This is a genomic window from Nitrosomonas sp. TNE100 (genome assembly GCF_055387135.1).
Map to the genome: position 1 here is coordinate 2,329,999 of NZ_AP040997.1, position 25,130 is coordinate 2,355,128.

The window sequence follows — 25,130 nt, forward strand, 5'->3', positions numbered from 1 at the left end:
TTCAAACGCTTTTTGGCAGGATTGCCAGAAATGCCAAATGAATGAACTGTAAGCTGGTATTGAGCAATCGCTCACAGTTTTTCCACAGCCGCCGATTCTTTTCTAGCCACACGAAACTACGCCCCATAATCCATATGACCTTAGATGTTTAGTCCCACGGTGTGCTGGTGTAACATATAACCAGCTACGGAGGGATGATTTATGGGACAGATATTACACGGAAGCGCCCGCACGACAGCGGCGGTACGTCGAGCGATACAAAATAGTCAAGAGAGTCTGAATGTTCTGGCCAAGCGGCATGGGATTAATCCAAAAACGGTAGCGAAGTGGCGGAAGCGGGAATTCACCCACGATGCACCGATGGGCCCCAAAGAGTCGCACTCGACTGTTTTAAGTCTGGAAGAAGAAGCCGCTGTTGTGGCGTTTCGCAAACATACGCTTCTACCGCTGGATGATTGTCTATATGCCTTGCAACCAAGCATTCCGCATTTAACCCGCTCAAGCCTGCATCGCTGCTTTCAACGGCATGGCATCAGTCGGTTGCCGGAGGTTGATGGTGACAAGCCAAAGAAAAAGTTTAATGCCTATCCAATTGGCTACTTCCATATTGATATTGCCGAAGTTCGTACGAAGGAAGGTAAACTCTATCTTTTTGTAGCCATTGACCGGACATCAAAGTTCGTTTTTGTTCAACTCCAGAACAAAGCCAACCGCAACACGGCAACCGCCTTCTTGAAGGCCGTGATCGAGACTGTTCCCTACAAGATCCATACAATCCTGACTGATAACGGTATCCAGTTTACGTTCCCGGCGCGTTATCGGAATGGGCCAACGGCTCAGTATGTAACGCATATGTTCGATAGGTGTTGTCAGATCAACGGCATCGAGCACCGTCTCACCAAACCCAACCATCCCTGGACCAATGGTCAGGTTGAACGCATGAATCGAACCATCAAGGATGCGACTGTAAAACGGTATTATTACGACTCACACGATCAGCTGAAGGCCCATCTCCATCGCTTTGTGATGGCTTATAACTTCGCCAAAAGACTAAAAGCTCTCAAAGGCCTAACACCCTATGAATACATCTGCAAAATCTGGAAAAATGAGCCAGATCGTTTTATCTTTGACCCATTCCAGCACACCGTGGGACTAAACACTTAGAACCTGTTCAAAGTCTAGGGGAGTATGAGAAACTCGGAAGATGAGAAGAAGTTACCCGAGCGACATCAGTCGTGAACAATTCGAGCTTATCAAGCCTTTGCTGGAGAGCGCGCGCAGGAAGACCAGCCCTCGACGAATAGATCTGTACGATGTTTTTTGTGCGGTGCTGTATTTGCTCAAGAGCGGCTGCCAGTGGCGAGCCCTGCCTAATGACTTTCCCAAGTGGCGCACTGTCCACTCATACTGGGCCATCTGGAGTGAGCCGCGCGAAGGAGGCAGCCTGCTGGAGCAGGCATTAAAAAAATCAGGTTGGCGAGGTTCGTACCAGACAGGGGCGCAACGCCTGCACGTCATTCTTGATCGTGGACGCGCAGAGCGTGAAGAACACGGACACGGCGAGCCAGAAGGGCTATGACGCAGGCAAGAAGGTATCGGGCATCAAGCGTCATATCGCGGTCGATACCCAGGGTTTGCCGCATGCCATTGCGGTGACGACAGCGGAAGTGACCGATCGCAAAGGTGCGTTGCAGGCTTTCCGGCGTTGTCGTTCAGGCCTGGGCCGGGTGGTGGCGGTGTTGGCGGACAGCGGTTATGTGGGAGAGCCGTTTGCTCAAGGTGTACGCGATGTGCTGAGCGAGACTGTCGCGGTTCAGATCGCCAGGCGCAGTGAGTTGCATACCTTCGCCGTTATCCCCAAGCGTTGGGTAGTGGAACGCAGCTTTGCCTGGTTGGAGAAGAATCGACGGCTGTGGAAGAACTGTGAGCGCTTACTCAACACCAGCTTGCAGTTTATTCACCTGGCCTTCCTGGCCCTTCTACTCAAAAGACTTTGAACAGGTTCTTAGAGAACCTGCTGCTGCAACCCCTGTTTGCAACGACGCAGCCGCCAGCAAAGCTCCCTTACGGCCTGTCACCTCAGTCATAGTGACTGCTGCGGTTGCATGAGGTAATTCCTGCTGGGTATCTACCGCAATGTGGCGTTGAATCCCCGAAACTCTCTTACCCGCGTCATAACCCTTTCAACCGTGCTGTGTCGGTATTTTTGACACTTTGCGCGTCCACAATCAAGAACATGTTGCTAGCGGTGCGACCCAGTTTCTCTCCAGCGACGCCAACCTGATTTTTTAAAGCCTGCTCTAGCAGAGCTGCCACCTTCGCGTAATTCGCTCCAGATGGAAAAGTACGGGTGTACTTGCGCCATTTGGGAAACTTTTCGAGCAGCATGCGCCATTGGCAGGCACTCCTAAATAAATACAGAGCACCGCTCTAAATACCTCAGACAAGTCTATGCGTCTGGGATAGGTCTTCCAGCACAAGCGCTCCAGCAACAGCTTGATAATTTCAAATTGTTCACGACTGATGTCGCTCGGATAATTTTTCTCATGCCGCAAGCTTCTCATACTTCCCGAAACTTCGAACAGGTTCTGAGATCATCTGGACGGCTTGTCGATTTTTCTTACATGGCGCTCAAGGTAGTAAGGGTCATTCCATTATTACTTAATTTAAATCAGATAGATGCGATTAATGGCACAAAAATTGCATCGTTAATGCATGAGGTATTAATTCCTCAATATTGTTGCGATAGCAGCAAAGGCAAATCCAGGCACCTCATCAGAACACTACCAGGTTATTTCAGTGTTGCTGTGGTGCCTGTCGAAGCCGACAGGTTGCCGGCAAATACCGGGAGGGCCAGCAGCAGGACATTAAAAATGCTTTATCGATATTTATTGTATTTTTATGGAAATTCTGAAATGAAGAAAACAATTACCAGAATAGTCTGTGCCGGAATATTTCTGGCTGCTGCACTGGCCCTCGGACAAAAAATGTTTATGGAGAATCAAATCACTGCTAGCAATCAGGCTGACGCTCGCACCGATCTCACTGCCAGTGAGATCGGTGATGGCTATAGCAGAAACAGGTTGAGTGCCCATAATAGTGTGGAAATAACCAATATTGGTGACAGCATCGGCAGCTCTGCTGTTGAAAGTGACACTACTGCCTTTACTAGTACTGATGAAGATTCTGTCCATAAGAATGAAGATGACGTTATCGGCAACGATTATACCAATAACATATATCACGCTGAAGCCGGTGAAAAAACTACGGGTCATTCCGGCCGCAACAACAATAACTCTAACCATGCCAGTTCAGGCACAAGTGCGGGCATTGGAGCAGGTATTGGCCGCAGAACAGCAGATTCACCTCCAGGAAGCGGTGGCAGCTTTTTTCCAGGCAGGGGTAGTATAGGTGGAGGTGCTGCCCCCCATACTGGGAAAGATGGAAAAAATACGGGCAGCAATGACAATGCCAACAAAGAATACTCTGGTAACGCTGCTGGCACGAGTACCGGTGCAAATCCGAATCAGGACAATACTGCAGATAAAAACAACTCTGACCAAGGTAGCGCGCCCAATAATAACAAGGGCAATCCACCGCCAAATATAAGGGATTTGAATCCAGAGCACAAAGATAAGGATAATTCAGAACAAGGTGATAGGCCTAGTGACAACGATCACGATGACAAGCCGATCGGTTTCAGCTCGCCAGATACAGAAACTCCAAAATATTACGATGGCCCTCCCGGCAATGAGCCGTATGATCCCTCCCAGCCGCACACCCCCACTGCAGGAAATGATCATCCGAGTTACATCGATAAAGGAATGTCTGGAGAAGTTGGCGAAACTGCAGCTAGACCTATCCCCGAGCCTGTCAGCATTTTTCTGATCGGGCTGGGCAGTATGATATTGCTATGGGCGCGCCGACGTAGTACCTGAAACTGATTTAGCCGTGCCAATATTCAAATACCGGTAGATATGCATCAGACATATCTGCCGGGTCAATGACACAAATCTGCTTGAAAGATATGTCATACTCCTTCTTTACTTTACTCTGTTTCGGAGGAGTGTTTTTTCGTGGCCAGCTATGAATTCCTGATCGGCTTACGCTACACACGCGCCAAGCGCCGCAATCATTTTATTTCCTTTATTTCACTGATCTCATTACTAGGGATGACACTGGGTATGACGGCACTGATCACCGTCATGTCGGTCATGAATGGCTTCCATAAGGAAGTGCGTGCCCGAATTCTTGGCGTTGCATCACATGCCCAGATTAGTAGCTATGAAGGGAGCCTGTACGATTGGGAAAAAATTGAGGAAATCGTCACTCGGAATCCGCAGATTGTCGCGGCTGCGCCTTACATTGATGCACAGGGCATGCTTTCCCACGACAATATGGTGCACGGGGTAATGGTACGAGGTATTTTGCCGGATGATGAAAACAAAGTTGCTGATTTTGGCGACAAAATGATCATGGGCAAACTGGATCAGCTGGTACCAGGAGGGTTCGGTATCGTTATTGGCCGGGAGCTGGCACGCAATCTGAATGTTTTTCCAGGTGACAAAATCGTGCTGATCTCGCCCCAAGGGCAAATCACACCAGCCGGGATACTCCCACGCCTGAAACAGTTCACTGTCATAGGTATTTTTGAAGTCGGACACTTTGAATACGATTCCGGGCTGGCATTGATCCATCTATCAGATGCACAAAAGCTTTACCGCATGGCACCTAATCAGGTTTCCGGCATCCGGCTCAAACTGCACGATATGTTTGACGCACCACAAGTCATCCGGGATCTGGCCGAGATATTACCCCCCGATCTCTATTTCACCGACTGGACACAACAACACGCCAACTATTTCCGGGCGATCCAGATTGAAAAACGTATGCTATCGCTGATTCTTGCGTTAATCATCGCAGTGGCAGCATTCAATATTGTTTCCACGCTGGTGATGGCGGTAACTGATAAACAATCGGATATCGCAATCTTGCGTACACTGGGAGCAAGCTCTGGCAGCATCATGAAAATATTCATCATCCAGGGTGCACTGATCGGTATTCTGGGAACTTTGCTGGGATTACTGGGGGGGGTGTTACTGGCCTATAATGTGGGGGACGTTGTTGCATTCATCGAACATATGTCCAACACTCAGTTTTTATCGCAGGAAGTCTATTACATCAGCAAGATTCCTTCTGATCCACAATTGGCCGATATTGCAACCGTTGCGGTTGTTTCCCTGATTTTGACCCTGCTGGCCACGCTCTATCCCAGCTACCGGGCATCAAAAGTCAATCCGGCCGAGGCATTGCGCTATGAGTAAAATTATCATTGCCTGTCGCAACTTGTATAAAAGTTACTATCAGGGTGATCTTGAAGTACCTGTGCTGCACGGTATCAATCTACAAGTAAATGAAGGTGAAATGGTTGCCATTGTTGGTGCTTCCGGCTCGGGAAAGAGTACCTTGCTACATTTGCTGGGCGGCCTGGATAAGCCAACGCGCGGGGAAGTACTTTTGCTGGACAGGGAATTCACCGCGATTAGCGAAGTAGAACGAAGCACGCTACGCAACCATGCACTCGGTTTCATTTATCAATTTCATCATCTGCTACTCGAATTCAGCGCACAGGAAAATGTAGCCATGCCGCTGTTCATCCGCCGCATGGACAAAAAAGCAGCAATGGAACAGGCAGCCGAGATACTGCAGCGAGTGGGTCTGGGCCATCGGCTAACCCATACTCCCGGGGAATTGTCTGGGGGCGAACGCCAGCGAGCAGCTGTTGCCCGTGCACTGGTTACCCGGCCGGCCTGTGTACTGGCTGATGAACCAACTGGCAATCTCGATCGGCACACAGCCGGGGCGATATTTGATCTCATGCTGGAACTTAACCACGAAGCCAATGCAGGACTGGTGATCGTCACCCATGATACCCAACTGGCTAGCCGGGCAGATCGAGTATTACATTTGATGGATGGTACGCTGCAATAATAGAATCAATCTGCGGTAATTCTTACGTCAATCCTGTGTTTTCCTCGCTTTTTCGTCGAGTGAGCGTAAATAAGAGAGCTTCTCGCTTATTCTGATTTCCAGACCATGAGCAGTAGGCCGGTAGAACCGAACGGCGGACATATCATCGGGGAAATAGTTTTCACCGGCAGCATAAGATTCCGGTTCATCATGGGCATAGCGGTACTCACGCCCATAACCCAGCTCTTTCATTAACTTGGCAGGCGCATTACGTAAGTGGACCGGAACAGGATGAGAGCTATTCTCTTTTATGAAGCTCCGCGCCTGCTTATAAGCAGTGTAGGCAGCATTGCTTTTCGGCGCACAAGCCAGATAAAGTGCAGCTTCGGCCAATGCCAATTCACCTTCGGGGCTGCCCAGCCGCTCAAATACCTCACAGGCATTCAGTGCCAGCGTTAATGCACGCGGATCCGCCAGCCCGATATCTTCGGCAGCCGTGCGAACCAGTCTTCTGCCAATATAGCGTGGATCAGCACCGCCATCGAGCATGCGGCACAGCCAATACAGTGCAGCATCGGGAGAAGAGCCGCGAATAGATTTATGTAGCGCCGAAATCTGATCGTAAAACGCATCCCCTCCTTTATCGAATTGGCGTACATTGCGCATCAGCACTCTGTTTAAATAAGCAATATCAATTTTTACAGTTTTTTCAGTATCTGCGGCATGCTTTACCTGCTCCAGCATGTTCAGCAGGCGGCGCGCATCACCATCTGCAAATTTAACCAATAATTCAACAGCGTCTGGATCAAACTGTAAATTGGAGATCGCGATCTTGCAGGCTCGTTCAAACAGCTGATGCAACTCCGGATCAGTCAATGCATTCAGTGTGTATACCTGGGCACGGGACAACAACGCGCCGTTGACCTCAAACGAAGGGTTTTCGGTAGTTGCACCGATGAACGTAATCAATCCCTGTTCCACATGGGGCAAAAAGGCATCCTGCTGAGCCTTGTTGAATCGGTGGACTTCATCCACAAACAACAATGTCGATCTGCCAGTATGCTGCAGCGTAAACCGAGCACGCTCAATTGCTTCCCGAATATCCTTAACACCCGACAATACTGCAGAAATAGCGATAAACTCGGTATCAAATGCCTGTGCCATGAGTCGCGCTAGCGTAGTTTTGCCACTGCCAGGCGGCCCCCAGAGAATCATGGAATGTGGTTTGCCAGATATAAAAGCAAGTCGCAGAGGCTTGCCGGAACCCAACAGATGAGGTTGTCCGATAACATTATCCAAGGTCTGCGGGCGCAACCTTTCTGCCAGCGGAGCTGCTGGATTATGCGTAGAACAAAAATCAGTTACTGATCACGTCCACCCCTTCAGGCGGCGTAAACTGGAATAAATCAGGCGTGAGTACTGGATTTTGTTCTGTCCCGGAAAAAATTAACCATGTCACCTGATCAAAACTGTCGCGCAAAATCATTTCACGCAACATGCCTGTTTGTGAGAAACCCAGCCGGATCAGCTCAAATGCGTTTTCCTGATTTTTGGGAATTGCCTCCAGCCATTCTGTTTCGCCCTGCACATCGATTTCCTGCAGATTAAAATCACGTTCGATGGTATTACCTCCTGCGAGCAGTGCAGCCGGGGTGCTACCCAAAGTTTGATCAAGCCGATGTACTGTAACCTGCGCAAGGTCCTGATCATAAAACCACACCTGCTTACCATCACCGACAATCAGCTGCTGATAGGGCTGGTCGTATACCCAGCGAAATTTACCAGGGCGCTCAAACATCATGCTGCCACTGGCTTTTTTAACGACCTGGAAGTTTTTGTCGAGTAGTGTCTGTGAAAAATCGGCTCGGAAGGTCAGCGCTTTATTGACGAAAGCTTTCAGGCTTTCAACGGCACTTGCCTTTGCTGACACGGGTAACAGACAGATTGATAACGCGAAAACGAACAGTAAACGGGACATGATAAATTATCTGTTTAAGTTGATTGATCGGAAACGAAACTGTATGAACCAGATTTTACTTATTCATTTCGCTCGGGAACCAGTACTTCCCGGTTACCATTACTTTGCATGCTGGAAACGAGACCGGTACGCTCCATTTCTTCAATCAACCGGGCAGCACGGTTGTACCCAATACGCAACTGCCGTTGCACCAGTGAAATTGAGGCGCGACGGGATTTGATCACGATACCGACTGCTTCGTCATAGAGCGGGTCCGCTTCTCCACCAGCAGATTTGCTGTTATCACTGCTATTTTCATCAGTGCCTCCTCCCTCCTCACCAGCCTGAAGAATTTCCTCAACGTAGTTCGCCTCACCATGCTGTTTAAGGTATTCCACCACCTTGTGCACTTCATGATCTGCCACAAATGCACCATGTACACGCTGGGGGTAGCCGCTGCCAGGTGGAAGATAAAGCATGTCACCTTGTCCAAGCAGTGCTTCTGCCCCCATTTGATCAAGAATGGTCCGGGAATCAATCTTACTGGAAACCTGGAATGCGATACGTGTTGGGATATTGGCCTTGATCAACCCCGTAATCACATCCACCGACGGGCGTTGTGTCGCAAGCAGCAAATGGATACCGGCAGCGCGTGCTTTCTGGGCAAGCCGTGCAATCAGCTTCTCGACTTTCTTACCCACAATCATCATCAGATCAGCAAGCTCATCGATCACCACCACGATCAAAGGCATTTCTTCCAGCAGTTCGGGAGAATCGGGTACCGAGCTGAGCGGATTGGTCAGCGGCTCCTCATTCTTTGCCGCTTCTCGCACTTTCTGGTTGTAACCGGCCAGGTTGCGCACGCCCAGAGCCGACATCAACTTGTAGCGTCGCTCCATTTCAGCAACGCACCAGTTGAGCGCACTGGCAGCATCACGCATATCGGTAACTACTGGGGTCAACAAATGCGGAATACCTTCATAGACGGATAATTCCAGCATTTTCGGGTCAATCAAAATCAGGCGGATATTATCCGGTGAAGCTTTGTAGACCAGGCTTAGAATGACAGCGTTGATCGCGACAGATTTGCCGGAACCGGTCGTGCCAGCCACCAGGGCATGCGGCATTTTAGCCAGATCAGACACCACAGGGCGCCCACTGATATCCTTGCCAAGCGCAATGGTCAGAGGAGACGAGTTATCCGCATAGACTTTGGATGCAAGAATCTCATGCAGGCGAACCATCTGGCGTTTCGGATTGGGGATTTCCAGTCCCATGACGGTTTTACCCGGAATTGTTTCCACAACACGAATACTGGCGACCGTCAAGGCACGCGCCAGATCCCTGACTAGATTGACGATCTGATTACCTTTGACGCCAACAGCCGGTTCGATTTCATAACGTGTAATGACCGGGCCAGGGTAGGCAGCTACCACCTTGACTTCCACACCAAACTCCATCAGCCTGCGTTCAATTAGGCGCGAGGTATATTCCAGTTTATCACTGGATAATACTTCAACGTTATCCTGCGGTTCATCCAGCAAATAAAGCGGGGGGAGAATCGCATCGGGTGAATTGGAAAACAACGGAATCTGTTTTTCCTTGTTGCTGACCCGCTGAGATTTGGGAATAGCAGTTTCAGGCATTTCAATATGCAGCGGAACGGAGGGAAGGGATTGCTTCCTGATCTCGCCAGTCTGAAACTCCGACACACCGGACAAAACCCTTCCAGCCCGCTGATCCAGCCATCTCACACATGCATCCCTGACAGAAAAACAGGCGGCCTCGACTGCACCACCGATTTTTTCGGACAGGCGCACCCATGACAGTCCGGAAAACAAACTGAGCCCGATTGCAAAAATAATCATCAGAGCCAGTGTCGCGCCGGTAAAACCGAGCAATAACGATAGCTGTTTGCTGAGCATTTCTCCCAGCAGGCCACCGGGAGCCAGCGGAAGTGATAGGCGCAACGTATGGAAACGTAGCGCCTCAATTCCACTGCTGGCGGTCAGTAAAGTGATAAATCCTGTAAAAGACAGCATGAGTACACGTGGATCATATACGCTGGCAATATCAATGCGTCGATAACCCCACCAGACAGTGGCGAAAAAAAATATTACCCACCACCATGCTGAAATACCGAAAAAATAAAGCATCATATCTGCCAGCCACGCACCGGCACTACCCCCTGCATTACTGATCTGCTGGAATGTGCCGCTATGCGACCAGCCTGGATCGGTACGATCAAAGCTGATCAAAATCAGGGTGAGGTAAAGTGCGATTCCACCCAACACCAGAGAAACTGCTTCACGTAACAATCGGCTGGTTCTGGGTGGCAAAGGATTGCTGGCAATTTTTTTCGCCATCGGTTTGTCCGTGAAACTCATGTATACATCATCTTTAACTTCAAAATTCAGGCCGGTTCACAAAACCAGCTGTGCTTTTATGTGCCACAGAAAAAACTACGCCGCTATGAGAACGATTTTCTGAATGTTTTAACAGCGGCACCAGTATAGATGATCGTGAGTGGTTTTATGACTTGTCTGTATACCATCTGCTCCTGGGGATCGGATCAAGGTTTATTCAATTCCGAATACAAAAAATTAATTTTTGGCAGCCTTGAGCAATTCAATGATGTCAGGAAGTTTAGCAATATCCAACGCAGTTTTGTCGGTGGCAGTTTTAAGTTGTGTATCTGCCCCTTTTTCCAGCAGCAATTTGACTGTATCGATATTTTCATTCAATACGGCCGACATCAGTGCAGTCATTCCATCCTTGTTTTGAAAATCGATATGAGCACCTTTATCCAACAGCGCTTCGATAACCTGATTTTGACCATTCTGCGCCGCCAAGATCAGTGCGGTAAAGTCATTGGAAGCTTTCAGATCCGGTCGCGCACCCTGATCGAGCAATTTCTGGACAATTGCTAAATGACCGGATAATGAAGCCAGAATCAATGCAGAAGCCCCGTTGGCATCCTGCAGGTCAATTTTGGCGCCCTTTGCCAGCAGCATGTCAACGATATCCGCATAATCGTTCATTGCAGCCATATGTAATGCCGTAGTCTTGGCGTCGTTTTGCAAATCTGGTTGAGCCTGGTGATCAAGCAGGGATTTGGCTATACCGGCATAACCTTTCACGGCCGCTAACATCAGAGGCGTCAGTCCACTTTTATCCTGCAAATTGGGATTGGCACCCTTTGCCAGCAACAAATCAACAATCTCCTGGTGATTATTTTTACTGGCCAGTAGCAGAGCAGTTCCTCCCTGGACATTGGCCAGGTCAACTCCAGCCTTTCGTTCCAGCAGTAGCTTGACGACATCCTGATGGCCATTCTGTGCCGCAACTGATAATGCAGTAAAGCCCTCGGGGGATTGCAGATCTATTTTGATGCCTTCGCTCAACATCTTCTCCACACCTGCGACATCTCCCGTCAAGGCCGCCTTAAGAAACTCTACATCCTTGTCAGTATCAGCATACGCATGCGGGATTAACAGGAGAAGGAATAAAGCTGCAATGCCTGCCAAGCAGGATTGTTTCAATACGGCAAAAAATAATATGCTTTCCGTTGATTTCATTTGAATGTTGGTATTTTTTATAAAGAAATAGGTTCTGTTGATAAATAAGCCAAGGTTGCTTTTCAGAGGATGGTTGTTCAATAGGTTCTCGCTTTGGGCGGGAAAGATTCAACGGTCAGCGGCTTTAGTCGTACCGGTTTATAATCCAGGTGTTTATCCTTGCTGAAAAACAGAGAGTGCTTGAGCCATTTCTGGTCATCCCGCTCGGGAAAATCATCACGAGCATGCGCTCCCCGACTTTCATGGCGTGCTTCCGCTGAAATCATGGTAGCTACAGCTACTTCAATCAAGTTATCCAACTCAAGCGCTTCCACTCTGGCGGTATTGAACACCCTGCTTTTGTCCTGAATTTCAGTGTACTTAACCCGTTCGGCGATTTCGTTAATTTTTTCCACACCCTCTTTCAATACGTCAGAAAAGCGGAAGACACCACAATGCGTCTGCATGGTTTTACGCAGTGCCGCATTCGTTGCAGCAACACTTTCTCCATTCTTCTGGGTTTCCAGACGTGAAAGCCTTGTCAGTGTTTGTTCTGCTACATCCTGTGGCAATGATTTGTGATGACTATTTTTGGTCAGATCTTCAATAATTTGATTACCGGCAGCACGTCCAAACACGACAATATCCAGCAGCGAATTCGTACCCAGCCGGTTTGCACCATGTACTGACACACAGGCGCATTCGCCGACCGCATAAAGCCCCGGCACGGCTTCTTCCGGACTGGTTTTATAGGGAGCGACCACCTGGCCATGATAATTAGTGGGAATACCCCCCATCATGTAGTGCGCAGTCGGGACAACCGGAATGGGTGCCTCAATAGGATCGATATGCGCAAATCTGAGCGAGATTTCCCGGATGCCGGGAAGTTTGGATTGGATGGTTTCTGCACCTAGATGATCCAGCTTTAACAGCAAGTGATCACCGTCCGGGCCGCACCCTCTGCCTTGCATAATCTCCGTAACCAGCGCACGCGATACAACATCCCGGCTGGCCAGATCCTTGGCATGGGGTGCATAACGCTCCATAAAACGTTCACCCTCAGCATTCAGCAGATAGCCACCTTCTCCGCGCACTGCCTCACTAATCAGCATGCCTGCACCATACACGCCTGTTGGGTGAAACTGCCAGAATTCCATGTCTTCCAGTGGAATACCTGCTCGCGCAGCCATTCCCAAGCCATCGCCCGTATTAATGAGCGCATTGGTACTGGCCTCAAAAATGCGACAAGCTCCTCCCGTGGCTAGTAGCGTTGCACGAGCCTGCAAGATCATGACTTCACCAGTTTCCATTTCCAGTGCCGTGATTCCCAGCACTTCGCCTTCATGATCGCGGATCAAATCCAGCCCCAACCATTCCACGAAAAACTGGGTGTTGGAGCTGACATTACGCTGATACAGAGTATGCAGCATGGCATGGCCGGTACGATCAGCAACTGCACAGGAACGGCTGGCCTGCTCTTCACCAAAGTGTAGGGATTGTCCGCCAAACGGGCGTTGATAAATCTTACCATTCGCCAATCTGTCAAATGGCATTCCGAAATGTTCCAGCTCATATACAACTTCAGAAGCGTGGCGACACATAAATTCAATCGCATCCTGGTCGCCGAGATAATCCGAACCCTTGACGGTATCATACATGTGCCACCGCCAGTCATCTTCAGTTATATTGCCCAATGCTGCAGCAATCCCCCCTTGTGCTGCCACGGTATGTGACCGGGTCGGGAAAACCTTGGATAAAACCGCAACCTTGAATCCAGCCTCGGACAACTGCAATGCGGCACGCATACCTGCTCCGCCCGCGCCGACAATGACCACATCAAATTTCCTTTGTTTAACTTTCACGTCAGCCCCACAAAATATCCAAGAACCATATCAGATAGCCCAATAATGCCACGATACACATGACTTGCAGTGTCAGACGAATAAACATCGGGTGAACATAATCCATCAGGACATTGCGCACGCCCACCCAAGCATGCCAGCATAGACCGGCAAAACAAAGCAATGAAGCAATTTTTACCCACTGAATGGAAAATAGCGATTTAAATTCTTCGTAACCTTCAGGTTGGTAAACAACCACAAGTACAATCAGTAATCCGGTATAGACCGCCATTATTACAGCGGTCACTCGCTGCACAAGCCAGTCCCTTAAACCATAATGTGCCCCAGTTATAATACGGTTTACAGGTTTTACCATAACCATATTCCCGCCAATACTGTTAAAATCGCCCCGAAAATCAGCACCAGTTTGCTACTCAGGCGAGCGTGCTGTAATTGCAAGCCGTAATGCATATCAAGCCCCAGATGACGAATACCGGCAAACAGATGATGTAGGAAAAACCAGGTTGCGAACAGCAGAAACAGCCTGCTCAGCGGATGAATTAGAATTGATTGCAAGCGGGCAAAACTCTCCGGTGATTCCAACATCATTTGCAGCCCGCAGAGAAATAACGGGATTCCCGGAAAAAAAAGCAATACGCCGCTAATGCGATGCAGAATGGAAACGATGGCGGGAAGAGGTTCTCTGATTTTAAACAGATTCAGATACTTGGGGCGTCGTCTCCCCGGATATTGAGTTTCCATAAATAATCAATCAGACCAGATAAATTTATCGGTGGGTGGATAACCCCAGCAGCTACTCAAGTTTTCTAGTTTAATCCGTTCCATGCCAGCAGACAACTTAACCTGTCAGCTGGAAATTTACCTTTGCCAGAGCTGGTGTGCGCATTGTTTCGATATATCAATACTGTTAAAATCACCTCCCATGACTAAATTTGTCTTTGTGACTGGTGGCGTGGTGTCTTCCCTGGGCAAGGGAATTGCTGCCGCTTCTCTGGCAGCCTTGCTTGAAACCCGTGGTATCCGGGTAACCATACTCAAGCTGGATCCTTATATCAATGTTGACCCCGGGACTATGAACCCGTTTCAGCACGGAGAGGTATTTGTAACAGACGATGGTGCTGAAACCGATCTGGATCTGGGACATTACGAACGTTTCATTAGTACCAAAATGACCCGGCGCAATAATTTCACTACCGGGCAGATTTATGAAAGTGTAATTCGCAAGGAACGTCGCGGAGATTATCTTGGCGGGACTGTGCAGGTGATTCCGCACATTACGGATGAAATCAAACTGTTTATTCGCAATGGTGTTTCCGATGCACAAGTTGCAATTGTAGAAATTGGCGGCACAGTTGGCGACATTGAGTCTTTGCCGTTTCTGGAAGCAATCCGGCAAATGTCAGTCCAGCTCCCGCATCACGATACCTGCTTCATTCACCTGACACTCCTGCCTTACATCAGCTCGGCCGGCGAACTTAAAACCAAACCTACTCAGCACTCGGTCAAGGAGCTCCGTGAAATCGGCATTCAGCCGGATGTGTTGCTTTGCCGCTCCGATCGCCCGCTTCCACTGGACGAGCGGCGAAAAATCGCACTGTTTACCAATGTTCGCGAGGAATCGGTTATTTCCGCCATTGATGTGGATAATATCTACAAAATTCCGGCACTATTACACGAACAAATGCTGGATGAAATTGTGTGTCACAGACTGGGTATCCTGGCAAAACCAGCCAATCTGACAACCTGGAAAAAATTGATCCACGCACTGGAACATCCGGAACATGAAGTTTCTATAGCGTTAGTCGGAAAATATGTTGATCTGACCGAATCGTATAAGTCGCTGTCGGAAGCATTGATCCATGCGGGGATCCATACACGCTGCAAAATAAATATTCATTACATCGATTCGGAAAATATCGAACGACATGGAACCGGCTGCCTGGCAAACATGGATGCAATCCTGGTGCCCGGGGGATTTGGTAAACGCGGGGTGGAAGGTAAAATCATGGCAATCAGCCATGCCCGCAATCATCAGATTCCTTATCTAGGCATCTGCCTCGGAATGCAGCTTGCAGTCATTGAATTTGCCCGCAATTGCCTGCAGCTTGAAAATGCTCACAGCACTGAATTCAACCCGGATACACCCTATCCTGTTCTCGGTTTGATCACTGAATGGCGTGATCGTCGCGGGCAAATCGAGAAACGTTCTCCCCAGACGGATCTGGGAGGAACCATGCGCCTGGGAGGGCAGGAATGTCTGCTGAAACCACACACCCTGGCGCGCAAAATCTATGGAACAGATAAAATTATTGAGCGTCACCGGCATCGCTATGAGGTTAATGCCGAGTTTATTCCGCAGCTGGAACAAGCCGGCCTGCAGGTAAGCGGCCTATCTGCTGCTGAAAATCTTTGTGAGATGATTGAGTTACCACAATCCAGACACCCTTGGTTTGTTGCTTGTCAGTTTCACCCGGAGTTCACCTCTACCCCCAGAAACGGCCACCCTCTATTTAACGACTATGTCCGGGCTGCCATCAGTTTTGCCGATAAATCCGGCCACGCAAAACTTCGTGACCATAACATGCAGAAAAATGTCGCAACAGACAGTACACACTGATTCATCAAAGAAAATGGCTGCATGAATATTTTATTTTGACAACCCCTTTTATCTTAAATAGATAAGCAGCAATAACCTATCAACCTTATTCTCCAGTTGAATGAAACAGCCTGTTTCCGACAGTAAACAAGATAAGTAAAATAAGCGCAATTACGCTGTCATTTTGTGAAATCTCAAAAAATCATGAAGTACGTCATAATAACAATGCTCCCGGAACATATAGCAGCAAGGTAGTTTGTATATTCTAAAAATTCTCCCATCACTAATGAATAACACAAGGAAAGCAGCATGAGTGCAATCGTAGATGTAATCGCCCGTGAAATTATCGATTCTCGCGGCAACCCGACCATAGAGGCCGATGTATTGCTAGAATCGGGTGTGCTCGGGCGTGCTTCAGTGCCATCCGGTGCATCTGTCGGGACACGAGAGGCTGTCGAGCTGCGTGATGGCGATACACAACGCTATTATGGAAAAGGTGTACTAAAAGCGGTTGAAAACGTCAACGGTGAAATTTCTGAAGAAATCATGGGGCTGGACGCCACAGAACAATGTTTCATTGATAAAACGTTAATTGAACTTGATGGCAGTGAAAATAAATCCAGACTTGGTGCCAACGCGATCCTTGCCGTTTCACTCGCAGTAGCAAAGGCAGCAGCAGAAGAATCCAGCCTTCCCCTTTATCGTTATCTGGGTGGGACTAACTCCAAGTGGTTGCCTGTTCCAATGATGAACCTGATTAATGGTGGTGTACACGCAAATAATCGCCTGGATATGCAGGAATTTATGATTATACCGCTGGGTTTGCCAAGCCTGCGGGAAGCTGTGCGTTGTGGTGCAGAGGTATTCGGCAAACTCAGAACATTGCTCCACAAAAAAAACTTGCCAACGACGGTTGGTGATGAAGGTGGATTTGCCCCTGGTTTCGCACATAATGAAGAAGCATTGGGCTTGATTGTACAGGCCATAGACGAAGCGGGTTATCAGCCTGGTTCAGAGGTGGCAATCGGAGTGGATTGTGCCAGTTCAGAATTTTTCCGGGATGGTAAATATCACCTTGCTGTAGACGGCCTCAGTCTTACTTCGGCTCAATTCATAGATTATCTGGCGTCCTGGGTGGAAAAATATCCGATCATCAGCATTGAAGATGGCATAAGCGAACAAGATTGGGACGGTTGGAAACTGCTGACTGAAAGACTTGGACAAACGGTTCAGCTAGTCGGTGATGATATATTTGCCACCAATACAAAAATTTTGAAGAAAGGTATCAATCGCAATATCGCCAACTCTATCCTGATCAAGATCAATCAGATTGGTACGCTTACTGAAACGCTGAATGCCATCGAAATGGCAAAGTGCGCAGGCTATACTGCCGTAGTCTCTCATCGTTCCGGCGAAACTGAGGATACAATGATTGCTGATATAGCAGTAGGCACTAACGCCTTACAGATCAAAACAGGCTCACTTTCGCGCTCGGATCGACTGGCCAAGTACAACCAGCTGTTACGTATTGAGGAAGATTTGGGTGATGTCGCACAATACGCTGGAAGGTCAGCGTTTTACCAGTTAAAACCATGAAAATCACAACCGGACTATTGGTTCTTATGATTGCGTTGACGCAATACCCATTATGGTTCGGCAAGGGTGGCTGGTTGGAAATTATGGAAATGCATGAACAAATCACTGCATTGCATGAAACCAACCAGAGCCTTCAGAATAGAAACACAGTGTTGGAAGCAGAAGTTAATAATTTAAAAAAAGGGCTTGATGCGATCGAAGAGCTTGCAAGAAGTGAGCTGGGAATGATTCGCAGGAATGAACTGTTTTTTCATGTAGTAGAGTACGAGAATAAATAAACATCTCGTCATAATAACTTGGTATTTATCGCAGTAAAACAGCTTGAAGGTGAAGATTCATGATCTTCAAATGGATAATTCTAATCGCTCTTGGTTTTTTAGTTTTCTGGTTGCTCAAACCATTCCGAGGGAAACAAAAACACTCAGTGGATACAACCCCAGGAGCAATTGAAGATATGGTGCGTTGTACGTATTGCGGTGTACACCTTCCAGAGAGCGAAGGTATTATTGGGGATGGTCAGCATTTCTGTTGTGTGGAGCACCGTCAATTATATTTACAATCCAGGTCTTGTCACAAGTAGAAAAAGACAGGGGAATTCATGATCTGAAACTCAAGCAGATCAATGATGTTTCTGATATATGGGTAATGATACTCCAGTACAGACAACAACTAGAAATGCTGCTCCCGGCTAATAATATTTAGCCGGTACGGTATTTGCAACAGAGAAACTCTCAGCCCGGCATAAAAAATGCTTTGCTGATTTCCCCTGATATTACTTCTGTAAATATCTTCCGTATTTCTGATTGAATTTCTCAACCCTGCCTGCTGTATCTACGATTTTCTGTTTACCTGTGTAAAACGGATGGCAGGACGAACAAACCTCAATATGCAAAGGCCTGCTCAAAACGGATCGTGTCTTGAATTCGCTGCCGCAGCTGCATGTTACGATTATTTCATGGTACTCCGGGTGGATGCCTTCCTTCATTTGATATCCTTATTTTATCTTGTAAGAGCTAAATAAAAGGCAGCTATTATCACTTAAGATAAGTATGGCTGCAACTAACTACAGCTGCGTTAACTGAAATAAAAACCTCCCCACAAGTAGTAAGGTATTAAATTTCCACCCAAATTGAATTGGCCAACGTGGTCTTCGCGGTATTACACGCGCCGCATGGAATCAAAAAAATCAGCGTTATTTTTTGTGGCCTTAATTTTATCCAGCAGAAATGACATTGCATCCATCTCGTCCATCGGGTAAAGCAATTTACGCAGAATCCATATTTTTTGCAGGATTTCCGAGGATATCAAGAGTTCCTCTCGACGAGTTCCTGAACGATTCACATTGATGGCAGGGTAAATACGCTTTTCTGCCATGCGCCGATCAAGATGAATTTCCATGTTACCAGTTCCTTTGAACTCCTCATAGATCACATCATCCATACGTGAACCGGTATCCACCAGCGCAGTGGCGATAATGGTAAGTGACCCCCCTTCTTCAATATTGCGTGCAGCACCAAAGAAGCGTTTGGGACGTTGTAATGCGTTTGCATCCACCCCACCGGTCAGCACCTTGCCGGAGGCAGGTACGATCATGTTATATGCACGCGCCAGGCGGGTAATTGAATCAAGCAGGATGACGACATCTTTCTTGTGCTCAACCAATCGTTTAGCCTTTTCGATCACCATATCGGCTACCTGAACATGACGAGCAGCCGATTCATCAAAAGTTGATGATATGACTTCCCCCCTCACGGAACGTACCATTTCTGTAACTTCCTCAGGGCGCTCGTCAATCAAGAGCACTATTAACACCACATCCGGATGATTGGCTGCAATAGAATGTGCGATGTGCTGAAGCATCACCGTTTTACCTGATTTTGGACTGGCCACCAATAACCCACGCTGACCTTTCCCAATGGGTGCAATTAAATCAATAATCCGACCCGTAATATTTTCCTCGGATTTATTATCGCGCTCCAACGTCAGACGCTCAGTTGGAAAAAGTGGCGTCAGATTTTCAAATAGTATTTTGCGCTTGGAGTTTTCAGGTGGCTCATTATTAACCTTGTCTATCTTGACCAGTGCAAAATAACGCTCTCCTTCTTTCGGGGGTCGTATTTCACCATCGACTGAATCCCCCGTATGCAAATTAAAACGACGGATCTGACTGGGGGAGATGTAAATATCGTCAGGCCCGGCAAGGTAGGATGTGTCTGGAGAGCGTAAAAACCCGAAGCCATCCTGCAGGATCTCCAATGTACCCTCTCCGAATATGCTCTCACCTTTACGTGCCTGGTTTTTCAGGAGGGCAAAAACCAGGTCTTGCTTGCGCATTCGGTTGGCACCCTCAATATCATTCGCGATAGCCATTTTTACCAACTCTGAAACATGAATGCTCTTTAAATCAGATAAACGCATGAAAGTGACTCTTGAAGATCAAAAAAAGTGCAGGTGAATGGAGGGAATATTCAGAGCGTGCTATGAGATGTATGAAATTATTGCCGGCTTACTCAATATCGGATAATAAAATCGCGATTTGTAAAGACCGCTCACGCTCTAATGAAATAGAGTCAGCCGAATGTAAAATTGCACGTAACTCACTCGGCCTGTATCAGTACTTAAAATCTGGTTTTACAGATGGTCATCAACAAACGCTATCAACTGCGATTTTGATAAGGCCCCAACCTTTGTGGCCTCAATATTCCCGTTCTTGAACAGCATCAAGGTCGGAATTCCACGAATACCGTATTTCTGTGGAGTTGATTGATTTTCATCAATATTAAGTTTAGCTACTTTAAGGCGACCATTATATTCATTTGCAATTTCATCCAGAATGGGTGCAATCATTCTGCATGGTCCACACCATTCAGCCCAATAATCGACAAGTACCGGGAGGGGACATTGCAATACCTCTGCCTCAAAAGTTGCATCTGTAACATAATGGATGTGTTGGCTCATGAAATCCTCTTTTAAAGTTTGCTGGATCAAAGTGAACGCTGACGGCAGTTGCAGTCTGTTGCAACTGACCAATTAACTGAATTCAAATGATAGTGTTCTAAACAGCCACTAAAGACAACTTGAATTCTAAAATGACTCTATATTTGTATACTACAGAAAGAACGGGCGGGTAATAAGTAAACTATGCAGTGTTTTTGTTTTTTAAAAATGTAGCTTTTACCGTAACTGTGAGGCAAAACTAAAAGATCTGAATATTTTATATATTATACTTACAATAACATTCAAATCAATAAATTTGTCAACATTTTTGAATTTTTTGCAAGTATTCCAGCAGGACAATCCCGGGGATTATCGGCACAAGCAGACTTTGAATCATCTTGTAATAGGTCCAATAATACTGCAAGTCTGTAAATTATTTCTTTATTCATTATGTTTGCGCACTTAGATTAACCCATATGAAAACCTGATTTTAAGCTGACAACTTTCAATGAAACACCTCTCTTTACCTGATCAAAGCAAATACTTCGAACTGATTCGCAGCACTCTGAAACATTTATCAGGATTTTTACAAATGAACTACGATTTCTGCTCAACTCGTCCGGCATTCCTGAACTTCTTGGTTAAAAATCTATTCAGGCTGATAAATTCCAGTTATTTTCCGGATCGCCTGCTTTTATTTATGCCAATAATCCTGATTGCTTATTCTTCAGTTTGTCTAGCCGCACAACCAACTCCCATTTCGCGCTCAGAAGTCAGAAATTTTATAACGTATATGGTGAACCACCATCAATATGAAATGAACGAATTAGAAAAAATATTTTCTCAGACAAATTTCCGGCCCGATATTCTCAAGCTGATCTCTACCCCAGCCTCAGCAATTACCTGGGATGAATATCGGAAACGATTTGTCAACATACAGCGCATTAGAGGTGGAATTAATTTCTGGAACAAGCACGCCAGCGAATTGGAACAGGCAAGAAAAATCTACGGTGTCCCTGAGGAAATCATCGTCGCGATTATCGGTATTGAGACTGCTTATGGTTCATCAACCGGCACCTACCGTATCATGGATGCATTGACAACACTAGCTTTCGATTTCCCCAGAAGAGCAGACTATTTTCGTGAAGAGCTGGAGCAGTATTTATTGCTGGCAAGGGAGCAAAAATTTGGTTTGCTGGACATCAAAGGCTCTTATGCCGGGGCAATTGGCATCCCTCAATTTATGCCCGGAAGCTACAGGCGCTACGCAGTTGATTTTAATCATGATGGAAAAATTGATTTATCCGGGAGTGCTGCCGATGCGATTGGCAGTATAGGCAATTATCTGAAGGAATATGGATGGGAAGCAGGCAAGCCGATTGCTGTTCGTGCGCGGATCAGATCAGAAAACTTTCAGAAGTTTCTGGATGCGGGCATAGAACCGTTACATTCAGTTAAAAAATTACGCGAAGCCGGCATCATCCCACTCGATTCAATTACAGATGACACTCTGTCAGCCTTGCTGGAATTGAACAGCCAAGGTAACCGCCAGTTCTGGCTGGGATTCAGAAATTTTTATGCAATCACACGCTACAACCGCAGCACTTTTTATGCCATGTCCGTTTTTGAGCTGGCCAGAGCAATTCGCGTTGCCAGATCTTCATAGCCAGCAGGTTGATAACCATCAAATAGACCCTTCGAGGCGGTGCCCAAGATGATAGTCTCACTGGCGACGATTAATCGTCCTGTAAGCGTACCGCAAGCACATCACATTTTGCATGATAAAGCACCCTGTTCGCAGTGGAACCCAATAACAATGCGAGTCCGTGTCTTCCACGCGAACCAACCACGATCAGATCAATCCTTTCCTGCTCAGCGATACGAATAATTTCCTGTCTGGGCTCTCCCCAAATCAGCCAGCGGCAACCAGGATTGATTTCCAACTCATCACCTATTTCATTCAATTTTTGTTTCTCTGTCTCCAGCATTGCATAAGATATTTTGGTATCCAACAGAATCACGGTGCCGTAAGGCGTATCAGGCATGGGAATATTATCCAGAACATGAATAAGACTGAGCTTTGCCCCAGTTTGCAGCGCCAAACTCCTAGCTTTCTGCGCAACCTGGCTGTCCTGTGGTGAAAAATCCACGGCAAGTAAAATATGTTGGTAAACAGACATGATTTTCCTGACAAGTTAATAAAGCAGAGTTAAGGAATCTCCGTACCAATAACCATCATTAATTTTCAAAACTAGCGATATTATGTTTCATTAGAATTAAAACAGATAGCTCAACAGGCATTATTCTGCGCTCATTCTCTGATTAGGAATAATATCTGTCTGGCGGAGACCTTGCTTCCCGCCGGGCTGAATATCTGGTGTACTACGCCGCTGACAGGTGCCTTGATCGTAAATTCCATCTTCATTGATTCCAATACCGCTAAAGCATCACCCGTGTTCACATGCTGTCCTTCACTTACCAGCAATTTCCATACAATACCGGTTAAATGTGTGTTTACCACACAAGTTCCTGTAGGTATGGTGATATTGTACGGTACGCAGTTGTTTTCCGGGGGTTCACTGGTCGTATAATTTTCCTGCCCATCCGCTTTCCAGCGTTCACGCTCAGCTATGTAGGCAGCTTTCTGCTTTGTTTTGAAGGCATCAATCGATACAGCATGTTCTTTCAGAAAGTTGTTGTATTGTTTGAGATTGAAACGATCTTCTTCAATGTACGGACTAAATCTTCCATTCGGAAAATCTTTGCGTATCTTGGCCAGCTCTGCCTCTGTCACAGGGTAGAAGCGCACCTGATCAAAGAAACGGAGCAACCAAGGTTTGCCCTCTTTAAAATCTTTTGTCTGAATATGGCTGTTCCACATCTGTATGGTACGTCCCACCAGCTGATAACCACCCGGGCTCTCCATACCGTACACACACATATAGGCGCCGCCAATCCCTACCGCATTCTCTGGTGTCCAGGTACGGGCTGGATTGTATTTGGTCGTGACCAAGCGATGTCTTGGATCCACAGGCGTGCCCAGTGGCGCACCCAGATAGACATCCCCTAATCCCATCACTAGATAGCTGGCATCAAAAATAATGTTCCTGACTTCATCAATACCGTTCAATCCATTGATTCGTCGTATAAATTCGATATTGTCCGGATTCCATGGTGCATCCTTACGCACAGATTGCATATATTTTTTCATAGCCAGCTGAACGGATGAATCGTTCCAGGAAAGCGGCAGATGCACGATCCGTGTCGGTACTTCCATATTTTCAACGGAAGGTAGTTTTTGCTCTGCAGAAATCAGCGTGTCCAGCAATCTGCTGCGTGGCAATATTCTGGAATCAAAGCGGATATGCAGTGAGCGGATGCCGGGCGTCAAATCCACGATTCCCGGCAGATCACCGCCATCCACAGCCTGCTGCAACCATTCCATCAGCGCATGGATACGAAAACGCAGGTTGAAATCAAGCGTCATCGAGCCATATTCTACCAGCAGGTTTTTATCTCCCGCCTGCCGATACACAACCTGCACCTGTTCGCCTGCTTCTGGAATGGTATGCAAGATGGGAGTATCGGGTGATGTTGATGTCGCCGTCTTTATCGTAGTTGGCGCCGATATTGTTTCCGGGAGATGCAAACTGCGGACGAATGCATCTTGAGATGCCTCTAGTGCTGTTGCATCATCGGCTGTGATGCGCTGAAAGGTAATGCGATCACCAGGCCGGAGTTGCCCCATTTTCCACTGCTCAGCATACGCAACTGTTACCAGACAGACGAACCCACCCAGGCTGGGACCATCCGGCCCAAGAATAACCGGCAGATCTCCAGTAAAGTCCACCGCGCCAATTGAATAGGGAACATCGTGCACATTGGAAGGATGCAGTCCAGCCTCTCCACCATCTGTCCTTGCCCATTCTGGTTTCGGGCCGATCAGACGCACGCCGGTACGATCAGAGTTATGGTGCACGACCCATTCGGCAGCAAAGAAACCCGTGACGCTTTTTTCTGTAAAGAAATCTGGCGCGCCATGCGGGCCATATAGCACTGCGATTTTCCAGTGATGGGTATATTGCGGTACAGCTGCTTGCGGCAGTTCATGCGGAACATACTCTGCATAGAGGTCTGCTGCGATGTTCAACATATCGCCTGCCTGTAGGATGCGACCTTCATGCCCGCCGAACTGGCCCAGCATGAAGGTGGATTTGCTGCCGAGATAATCCGGGACGTCAATACCACCCTGTATTGCCAGATAAACCCGGCTGCCCTGATCCAGCACATCGCCAAAAACAAGTAATGTCCCTGCTTCAACCTTGTGCGATTTCCATTGCGCTAATGGCTTTCCGTTCAAGGTTACTTCGACGGGAGCGCCCGTCACTGCGATGACACTGTCGCAATGAATACGCAGGGTTGGCCCCGCAAAAGTGATTTCAATAGCAGCCTGCCCTTCCTCATTTCCCACCAGGCGATTAGCGAGCCTGAATGCCAGGCTGTCCATCGGCCCGGAAGGTGGTACACCGATATTCCAGTAACCTCGTCTTCCAGGGTAGTCCTGTATCGTAGTTTGTATTCCAGGTGTGACTACTTCAATAACAGGTTTGGCGGCTTTACTCGTACTTAACGTTTTATCGGACATTCTGTTCTCC

23 protein-coding genes and 2 pseudogenes are annotated in these 25,130 nt (G+C 47.4%); 10 read left to right on the forward strand and 15 right to left on the reverse strand.

The annotated features are described in order from the left end of the window. Position 1 precedes the first annotated feature (1 nt). Positions 2-133, reverse strand: a pseudogene (locus ACZ5EJ_RS11215) (IS5/IS1182 family transposase); the annotation flags it as partial. A gap of 68 nt (positions 134-201) precedes the next feature. On the opposite strand from ACZ5EJ_RS11215, the gene ACZ5EJ_RS11220 reads away from it, so the two are divergent. Further along, positions 202-1,164 carry an IS481 family transposase gene (locus ACZ5EJ_RS11220; protein ID WP_049753080.1) on the forward strand — a complete coding sequence of 321 codons (963 nt, stop codon included), beginning with the start codon at positions 202-204 and terminating at the stop codon, positions 1,162-1,164. 40 nt (positions 1,165-1,204) lie between these two features. Further along, positions 1,205-1,997 (forward strand): IS5 family transposase gene (locus tag ACZ5EJ_RS11225; RefSeq protein ID WP_166484975.1). Its coding sequence is split into 2 segments (ribosomal slippage): positions 1,205-1,464 and positions 1,463-1,997, totalling 795 coding nucleotides; the frame shifts between segments, so codons are not numbered across the junction. Positions 1,998-2,017: 20 nt separating this feature from the next. Here the strand turns inward: ACZ5EJ_RS11225 and ACZ5EJ_RS11230 are convergent. After that, positions 2,018-2,564 (reverse strand): annotated as a pseudogene (locus ACZ5EJ_RS11230) (transposase); the annotation flags it as partial. Between ACZ5EJ_RS11230 and ACZ5EJ_RS11235 the strand changes: the two are divergent. The 3 genes from ACZ5EJ_RS11235 to lolD all read left to right on the forward strand — a co-directional run bounded on the left by ACZ5EJ_RS11235 (position 2,547) and on the right by lolD (position 5,991). Then, positions 2,547-3,938, forward strand: a complete 1,392-nt coding sequence (locus ACZ5EJ_RS11235; protein ID WP_107818407.1) for a PEP-CTERM sorting domain-containing protein — start codon at positions 2,547-2,549, stop codon at positions 3,936-3,938. The pseudogene ACZ5EJ_RS11230 and the gene ACZ5EJ_RS11235 overlap by 18 nt on opposite strands. 138 nt (positions 3,939-4,076) lie before the next feature. Then, a complete protein-coding gene (locus tag ACZ5EJ_RS11240; RefSeq protein ID WP_011635460.1) occupies positions 4,077-5,324 on the forward strand; it encodes a lipoprotein-releasing ABC transporter permease subunit in 1,248 nt (415 codons plus the stop codon). After that, positions 5,317-5,991, forward strand: a complete 675-nt coding sequence (lolD, locus tag ACZ5EJ_RS11245; RefSeq protein WP_464557095.1) for a lipoprotein-releasing ABC transporter ATP-binding protein LolD — start codon at positions 5,317-5,319, stop codon at positions 5,989-5,991. The genes ACZ5EJ_RS11240 and lolD overlap by 8 nt, the downstream gene beginning before the upstream one ends. A gap of 27 nt (positions 5,992-6,018) precedes the next feature. Here lolD and ACZ5EJ_RS11250 read toward each other — a convergent pair whose 3' ends face one another. The 7 genes from ACZ5EJ_RS11250 to sdhC form a co-directional block, all read right to left on the reverse strand. Beyond that, positions 6,019-7,296, reverse strand: a complete 1,278-nt coding sequence (locus ACZ5EJ_RS11250; RefSeq protein ID WP_193565748.1) for a replication-associated recombination protein A — start codon at positions 7,294-7,296, stop codon at positions 6,019-6,021. Between the two features lie 31 nt (positions 7,297-7,327). Further along, positions 7,328-7,948: an outer membrane lipoprotein periplasmic chaperone LolA gene (gene lolA / locus ACZ5EJ_RS11255; protein ID WP_464557097.1), complete on the reverse strand. Its 621-nt coding sequence runs from the start codon at positions 7,946-7,948 to the stop codon at positions 7,328-7,330. A 59-nt stretch (positions 7,949-8,007) separates the two neighbouring features. Further along, the gene (locus tag ACZ5EJ_RS11260; RefSeq protein WP_011635456.1) at positions 8,008-10,314 is read right to left on the reverse strand and encodes a DNA translocase FtsK; all 2,307 of its coding nucleotides are present in this window, start codon (positions 10,312-10,314) and stop codon (positions 8,008-8,010) included. 216 nt (positions 10,315-10,530) lie between these two features. Then, the gene (locus ACZ5EJ_RS11265; RefSeq protein WP_011635455.1) at positions 10,531-11,505 is read right to left on the reverse strand and encodes an ankyrin repeat domain-containing protein; all 975 of its coding nucleotides are present in this window, start codon (positions 11,503-11,505) and stop codon (positions 10,531-10,533) included. Positions 11,506-11,582: 77 nt separating this feature from the next. Further along, positions 11,583-13,346 (reverse strand): succinate dehydrogenase flavoprotein subunit, encoded by a 1,764-nt coding sequence (sdhA, locus tag ACZ5EJ_RS11270; RefSeq protein ID WP_011635454.1) that lies wholly within the window; start codon positions 13,344-13,346, stop codon positions 11,583-11,585. Position 13,347: 1 nt separating this feature from the next. Continuing rightward, positions 13,348-13,701, reverse strand: a complete 354-nt coding sequence (sdhD, locus tag ACZ5EJ_RS11275; RefSeq protein ID WP_011635453.1) for a succinate dehydrogenase, hydrophobic membrane anchor protein — start codon at positions 13,699-13,701, stop codon at positions 13,348-13,350. Further along, positions 13,695-14,087, reverse strand: coding sequence for a succinate dehydrogenase, cytochrome b556 subunit (gene sdhC / locus ACZ5EJ_RS11280; RefSeq protein WP_011635452.1), 393 nt, complete (start codon positions 14,085-14,087; stop codon positions 13,695-13,697). Before sdhC ends, sdhD begins: the two co-directional genes overlap by 7 nt. A 181-nt stretch (positions 14,088-14,268) precedes the next feature. On the opposite strand from sdhC, the gene ACZ5EJ_RS11285 reads away from it, so the two are divergent. The 4 genes from ACZ5EJ_RS11285 to ACZ5EJ_RS11300 all read left to right on the forward strand — a co-directional run bounded on the left by ACZ5EJ_RS11285 (position 14,269) and on the right by ACZ5EJ_RS11300 (position 18,118). Further along, entirely contained in the window at positions 14,269-15,963 is a 1,695-nt protein-coding gene (locus ACZ5EJ_RS11285; RefSeq protein ID WP_011635451.1) for a CTP synthase, read from the forward strand. A gap of 288 nt (positions 15,964-16,251) precedes the next feature. Continuing rightward, positions 16,252-17,538, forward strand: coding sequence for a phosphopyruvate hydratase (gene eno, locus ACZ5EJ_RS11290; protein ID WP_011635450.1), 1,287 nt, complete (start codon positions 16,252-16,254; stop codon positions 17,536-17,538). Continuing rightward, entirely contained in the window at positions 17,535-17,816 is a 282-nt protein-coding gene (ftsB, locus tag ACZ5EJ_RS11295) for a cell division protein FtsB (protein WP_074456065.1), read from the forward strand. The genes eno and ftsB overlap by 4 nt, the downstream gene beginning before the upstream one ends. A gap of 59 nt (positions 17,817-17,875) precedes the next feature. After that, entirely contained in the window at positions 17,876-18,118 is a 243-nt protein-coding gene (locus ACZ5EJ_RS11300; protein WP_074456064.1) for a PP0621 family protein, read from the forward strand. A gap of 192 nt (positions 18,119-18,310) precedes the next feature. On the opposite strand, the gene rpmE is transcribed toward ACZ5EJ_RS11300, so the two are convergent. From rpmE to ACZ5EJ_RS11320, 4 genes are all read right to left on the reverse strand, one after another. Next, positions 18,311-18,523 carry a 50S ribosomal protein L31 gene (gene rpmE / locus ACZ5EJ_RS11305; protein ID WP_041353600.1) on the reverse strand — a complete coding sequence of 71 codons (213 nt, stop codon included), beginning with the start codon at positions 18,521-18,523 and terminating at the stop codon, positions 18,311-18,313. Positions 18,524-18,696: 173 nt separating this feature from the next. Beyond that, complete coding sequence (rho, locus tag ACZ5EJ_RS11310; RefSeq protein ID WP_464557099.1) at positions 18,697-19,956, reverse strand: transcription termination factor Rho; 1,260 nt, start codon at positions 19,954-19,956, stop codon at positions 18,697-18,699. 213 nt (positions 19,957-20,169) lie between these two features. Further along, positions 20,170-20,496, reverse strand: coding sequence for a thioredoxin TrxA (trxA, locus tag ACZ5EJ_RS11315; RefSeq protein WP_011635447.1), 327 nt, complete (start codon positions 20,494-20,496; stop codon positions 20,170-20,172). A gap of 281 nt (positions 20,497-20,777) precedes the next feature. Then, a complete protein-coding gene (locus ACZ5EJ_RS11320) occupies positions 20,778-20,924 on the reverse strand; it encodes a hypothetical protein (RefSeq protein WP_176752587.1) in 147 nt (48 codons plus the stop codon). A gap of 143 nt (positions 20,925-21,067) precedes the next feature. Between ACZ5EJ_RS11320 and mltB the strand changes: the two genes are divergently transcribed. After that, a complete protein-coding gene (mltB, locus tag ACZ5EJ_RS11325; protein ID WP_074456063.1) occupies positions 21,068-22,141 on the forward strand; it encodes a lytic murein transglycosylase B in 1,074 nt (357 codons plus the stop codon). Between the two features lie 70 nt (positions 22,142-22,211). Here the strand turns inward: mltB and ACZ5EJ_RS11330 are convergent, their stop codons facing one another. Both ACZ5EJ_RS11330 and ACZ5EJ_RS11335 read right to left on the reverse strand, forming a co-directional pair. Continuing rightward, the gene (locus tag ACZ5EJ_RS11330) at positions 22,212-22,655 is read right to left on the reverse strand and encodes a universal stress protein (protein ID WP_011635445.1); all 444 of its coding nucleotides are present in this window, start codon (positions 22,653-22,655) and stop codon (positions 22,212-22,214) included. A gap of 131 nt (positions 22,656-22,786) precedes the next feature. Beyond that, the gene (locus ACZ5EJ_RS11335; RefSeq protein WP_074456062.1) at positions 22,787-25,120 is read right to left on the reverse strand and encodes a 5-oxoprolinase/urea amidolyase family protein; all 2,334 of its coding nucleotides are present in this window, start codon (positions 25,118-25,120) and stop codon (positions 22,787-22,789) included. Positions 25,121-25,130: the final 10 nt, after the last annotated feature.